This window comes from Modestobacter excelsi (genome assembly GCF_005930495.1).
Taxonomy (GTDB): Bacteria; Actinomycetota; Actinomycetes; order Mycobacteriales; family Geodermatophilaceae; genus Modestobacter; species Modestobacter excelsi.
Genome location: NZ_SJEX01000145.1, coordinates 1 through 4,811 on the forward strand (window position 1 = coordinate 1; position 4,811 = coordinate 4,811).

At 75.0% G+C, this 4,811-nt stretch carries 6 protein-coding genes; 5 read left to right on the forward strand and 1 reads right to left on the reverse strand.

Going from position 1 to position 4,811, the window contains the following annotated elements:
- The 4 genes from FHL80_RS24830 to FHL80_RS24845 form a co-directional block, all read left to right on the forward strand.
- A partial coding sequence (locus FHL80_RS24830) for a hypothetical protein (protein WP_439331115.1) occupies positions 1-498 on the forward strand: 498 nt, incomplete at its 5' end.
- 176 nt (positions 499-674) lie between these two features.
- Positions 675-1,445, forward strand: coding sequence for a M15 family metallopeptidase (locus FHL80_RS24835; RefSeq protein ID WP_138735996.1), 771 nt, complete (start codon positions 675-677; stop codon positions 1,443-1,445).
- Positions 1,446-1,482: 37 nt separating this feature from the next.
- Positions 1,483-2,721, forward strand: a complete 1,239-nt coding sequence (xseA, locus tag FHL80_RS24840; RefSeq protein ID WP_138735997.1) for an exodeoxyribonuclease VII large subunit — start codon at positions 1,483-1,485, stop codon at positions 2,719-2,721.
- Positions 2,722-2,781: 60 nt separating this feature from the next.
- On the forward strand, positions 2,782-2,994 hold the full coding sequence (locus FHL80_RS24845; RefSeq protein ID WP_138735998.1) for an exodeoxyribonuclease VII small subunit: 213 nt from the start codon (positions 2,782-2,784) through the stop codon (positions 2,992-2,994).
- A 37-nt stretch (positions 2,995-3,031) separates the two neighbouring features.
- On the opposite strand, the gene FHL80_RS24850 is transcribed toward FHL80_RS24845, so the two are convergent.
- Positions 3,032-3,655, reverse strand: a complete 624-nt coding sequence (locus FHL80_RS24850; protein WP_138735999.1) for a DUF4245 domain-containing protein — start codon at positions 3,653-3,655, stop codon at positions 3,032-3,034.
- Between the two features lie 69 nt (positions 3,656-3,724).
- On the opposite strand from FHL80_RS24850, the gene glpX reads away from it, so the two are divergent.
- The gene (glpX, locus tag FHL80_RS24855; protein ID WP_281283570.1) at positions 3,725-4,795 is read left to right on the forward strand and encodes a class II fructose-bisphosphatase; all 1,071 of its coding nucleotides are present in this window, start codon (positions 3,725-3,727) and stop codon (positions 4,793-4,795) included.
- Positions 4,796-4,811: the final 16 nt, after the last annotated feature.

Here is a 4,811-nt window from a genome sequence, read left to right on the forward strand (position 1 = left end):
GCTCGGTCTGCTCCGGCGCCCTCCCTGGACGACCTGACCGCGGACCAGGCGCCGGAGCAGACCGAGCTGGTCGACGACGCCGACCCGGACGTGGCGGCACTGGAGGACGCCGCTGAGGAGCTGGTCGACCTGGGCGGCCCGGAGGCGGCGGAGAGCGTCACTCCGGGCAGCGACATCACCGACAGCGCCGCCAGCGACCCGCTGGTGGCGCCGGTGCACGACGCGCCGGAGGACGCGCCGGAGCAGGACGCGCCGGAGCAGGACGCGCCGGCCGGCGGCACCGACGCGGAGGCCGGGGCGAAGGCTGAGGCCGGGGCCACCAGCCCGGTCGAGGGGTACGACGCGTTCAGCATCCCGGCCCTGCGTGGCCGGCTGCGGAGCTACCCGATCGAGACGGTTGCCGACCTGCTCGACTACGAGCGGGCCACCCAGGCACGGGCGCCGTACGTGACCCTGCTGCAGAACCGGCTGGAGAAGCTCAGCGCCGACCGCGGCTGACCTGCGACGGGCCGGGACCCGCCCGTCGGAACCCCCGGAGCCGGGCGTGGTGCCAGGATCCTGAGCGATCCGGGGATCCGCCCGGTCGAGCGAGCACGGGGAGACGGGTGGCCAGCAGCAGCCAGCGCGCAGGACACCGGGCGGCACGCCGCCACAGGTCCGGGGCGCGCCGCGTCATGATCGCGGTGGTGCTGCTGGCCGTGGTGGCCGCTGTCGTCGGGATCGTCCGGGAGGCCCGGTCGTCCGGTCCCCCGCCGACCGCCGATGCCGCTGCGCCCTCCTCGAGCTCGGCCGCGCCGTCCAGCAGTGCGCCCGCGCCGACGTCGACGCCGGCGACCACCCCGCCGGCCGAGCCGACCTTCGACCGGGCCCAGCAGTCCATCGACGACCCGGACAGCACCTGGGTGGTCGTGGACAAGGCGCGCCCGCTGGCCCCGCTGGACCACGCGCCTGCAGACCTGGTCGACATCGGCGGCCGCCAGCTGCGGGCCGAGGCCGCTCAGGCGATGCACGACATGATCGCCGCCGCAGCCGCGCAGGGCCTGGGCATCAGCGTGCAGAGCGCCTACCGCTCCTACGACTACCAGGTGGACACCTTCCGCAACCAGGTCGCGCGGTTCGGTGAGGAGCGGGCCGAGATCCAGGTCGCCCGGCCCGGCTACAGCGAGCACCAGACCGGCCTTGCCGCCGACGTCGGTGGCGGCGGCTGCGACATCGAGAGCTGCTTCGCCACCACCGACGAGGGCCAGTGGGTCGCCGCCCACGGTCCCGAGTTCGGCTACGTCGTCCGCTACCCGGACGGCGCCCAGGACGTCACCGGCTACAAGTACGAGCCGTGGCACGTCCGCTACGTGGGCGTCGCGCTGGCGACCGAACTGCAGCGCACCGGGACGCGGACGCTCGAGGAGTTCTTCGGACTGCCGGCGGCCCCGGGCTACCCCGGCTGATCGACGGCTCCCGGAACGGCAGTGGCACCCTCGTGCCGTGACCAGTCCCTCCTCGCCCGAGTCGCCGTGGCCGGTGCGGACCGTCGCCCGCAAGGTCGCCGAGTGGATCGGCCGGCTCGGTGAGGTCTGGGTCGAGGGCCAGGTCGCGCAGCTGTCCCGACGCGGCAACGCGGCCACCGTCTTCCTCACCCTGCGCGACCCGGCCGCCGACCTGTCGATCCCGGTGACCTGCCCCCGCGACGTCGCCGACCGCCCGGGCCTGGAGCTCACCGAGGGCGCCCGGGTCGTCGTCCGGGCGCGGCCGGACTACTACGTCGCCCGCGGCTCCTTCTCGCTGCGCGCCACCGAGATCCGCGCCGTCGGGCTGGGCGAGCTGCTCGCCCGGATCGAGCGGATCCGCCGGTTGCTGGCGGCCGAGGGGCTCTTCGACGCGGTGCGCAAGCGGCCGCTGCCCTTCGCCCCGGCCGTGGTCGGCCTGATCACCGGCCGGGACAGCGCGGCCGAGCGCGACGTGCTGGTCACCGCCCGCCGCCGCTGGCCCGCGGTGCACTTCGCGGTGCACAACTGCGCCGTCCAGGGGCCCACGGCGGCCGAGTCGGTCATCGCCGGGCTGCGGAAGCTGGACGCCGACCCCACCGTCGAGGTGATCGTCATCGCCCGCGGCGGGGGGTCGGTCGAGGACCTGCTGCCGTTCTCCGACGAGGGCCTGGTCCGCGCCATCGCGGCGACCCGCACCCCGGTGGTCACCGCCGTGGGCCACGAGACCGACACCACGCTGGTCGACCACGTCGCCGACGTCCGGGCGGCCACCCCCACCGACGCCGCGCACCGCGTCGTCCCCGAGATCGGCGAGCAGCGGCGGCTGGTCGACGGGCTGCGCGCCCGCGCACGGCACCTGCTCGGCACCCGCCTGGAGCAGCAGGAGCGCTGGCTGGAGTCGGTGCGCAGCCGTCCGGTGCTGGCCGACCCCCAGCGCCTGCTGACCGGCCGGGCCGACGACGTGGCCATGCTGCGCGGTCGCGCGACCCGCACGCTCACCCACCGCATCGAGGGAGCGGAGCGGGACCTCGTCCACGCCCGCGCGCAGGTGGCGGCACTGTCGCCCCAGGCCACCCTGGACCGCGGCTACGCGGTGGTGCAGCGCGCCGACGGTGCACTGGTGCGCGACCCCGCCGAGGTGGCCGACGACGAGCGGCTGCAGGTGCGGGTCGCCGGCGGTCGGCTGCCGGTGCGGGTGGACAGGCAGGATGGGACACGTGAGCGGACAGGAACGTGAGCATCGCAGCGAGGGACGAGCGAGGAGCGGAGCGTTCCGGGGGAGCGAGCTGAGGACATCGTGAGCACCCCGGAGCCGGCCGCCGAACCGACCCAGACCTACGAGCAGGCCCGCGAGGAGCTCGCCGACGTCGTCCGCAAGCTCGAGGCCGGTGGGCTGACGCTGGAGGAGTCCCTTGGCCTCTGGGAGCGCGGCGAGCAGCTGGCCGAGATCTGCCAGCACTGGCTGGACCGGGCCCGCGAGCGCCTGGCCGCCACCTCCGCCGACGCCTGACCCCGCCCCCTGAGGGCCCTGTTGGCCGACATGGCCCTCAGGGGGCGTAGGGCTCGAGGGAGCCGGCGAGGGTCTCCAGCTCGTCGTCGGATGCCGAGCCGGTGACCACCAGCGTCGCCGTCCCCTCAGCGCGGGTCAGCGCCGTCTCCCCGCGTTGGGTGGTCAGCCGCTGCCAGGTGTCCCCGCCGACCTGCTGGGTGCCGTCCTCGGTCGCGTCGTCCAGGACGTCGGTGAGCGCGGTCGTCTCCGGGTCGTCGCTGACCACGTACTGGGCGAACTCCTCGGCCGGGGTGAGCCAGCCGATCTGCAGGCTCACCGGGTCCCCCGCCGACGCCTGCCCGGCGTCGGTGCGCACGCTGGTCGGCCGCCAGTCGTCGGACAGCCCCCGGGGCACCAGCAGCTGGTAGCTCGCCAGCTGGGACACCGCCCGCTCCGCGCTCGAGGTGTCCACCTCCCGGACGGGGTCGTCGGGGTTCTGCCGGATCGCGGTGACCCCGACGACGAGCAGGCAGCCGAGCACCAGCGGGAGCAGCGACCGGATCATGTTGGCGGCGGTGAAACGCTGCAGCCGCTCGACGGCGGGCGACGCGGGGACCTCGGTCGGTTCGGCCTGCGGGGGGACGGGACCGCCGGGCTGACCCTGCTGGCCGGTTTCGGGCATGCCCCTAGGATCGCAGCACTGCTCCCCCACCCCGCCGACAGCGTCGTCCGGCGGTCGTCAGGAGGTCCCGTGTCCCTGCCCCTGCCCGACGGACCACTGCTCGGCGGTACCGCCGCCCGGCCCACCACCGGCGGTCGGGGGGACCGCCCCCCGCCGGACCGCAACCTGGCCATGGAGCTGGTGCGGGTCACCGAGGCCGCGGCCATGGCCGCCGGCCGCTGGGTCGGCCGGGGCGACAAGAACGGCGGGGACGGCGCCGCGGTCGACGCGATGCGCGCGCTGATCGGCACCGTGAGCATGCGCGGCGTCGTGGTCATCGGGGAGGGCGAGAAGGACGAGGCCCCGATGCTCTACAACGGCGAGGAGGTCGGCGACGGCACCGGCGGTCACTACGACGTCGCCGTCGACCCCATCGACGGCACCACGCTGATGGCCAAGGGCATGCCCAACGCCGTCGCCGTGATGGCGGTGGCCGACCGAGGGGCCATGTACGACCCCTCGGCGGTCTTCTACATGGACAAGATCGCCACCGGGCCGATCGCGGCCGACGTCATCGACATCACCGTGCCGGTGGCCGAGAACATCCGGCGGGTGGCCAAGGCCAAGCGGGTGTCGGCCGCCGACGTGACCGTCTGCATCCTGGACCGCCCCCGGCACGAGAAGCTGGTCCAGGAGGTGCGGGAGGCGGGCGCCCGGATCAAGTTCATCACCGACGGCGACGTCGCCGGAGCGATCGCCGCGGCCCGCGAGGGCACCGGCGTCGACCTGCTGATGGGCATCGGCGGCACCCCGGAGGGGATCATCACCGCCTGCGCCCTCAAGTGCATGGGCGGGGCGCTGCAGGGGCGCCTCTGGCCCAAGGACGACGCCGAGCGGCAGAAGGCGCTGGACGCCGGGCACGACCTGGACCGGGTGCTCGCCATCGACGACCTGGTGCGCGGGGACGTCTTCTTCGTGGCCACCGGGATCACCGACGGCGAGCTGCTGCGCGGCGTGCAGTACCGCGCCGGCGGCTGCACCACGCAGTCGCTGGTCATGCGCTCGCGGTCGGGCACGATCCGCTCGATCGACAGCCTGCACTCGCTGGCGAAGCTCAGCTCGTACTCCGCCGTCCCGTTCGGCGACGGCGAGGGGAGCTGAGCGGGGGCGCTAGGGG

Excerpts from the sequence above, each read along its gene's own strand:
- FHL80_RS24835 (WP_138735996.1), top strand. The coding sequence starts at position 675 with ATGATCGCGGTGGTGCTGCTGGCCGTGGTGGCCGCTGTCGTCGGGATC.
- FHL80_RS24850 (WP_138735999.1), bottom strand. The coding sequence starts at position 3,655 with ATGCCCGAAACCGGCCAGCAGGGTCAGCCCGGCGGTCCCGTCCCCCCG.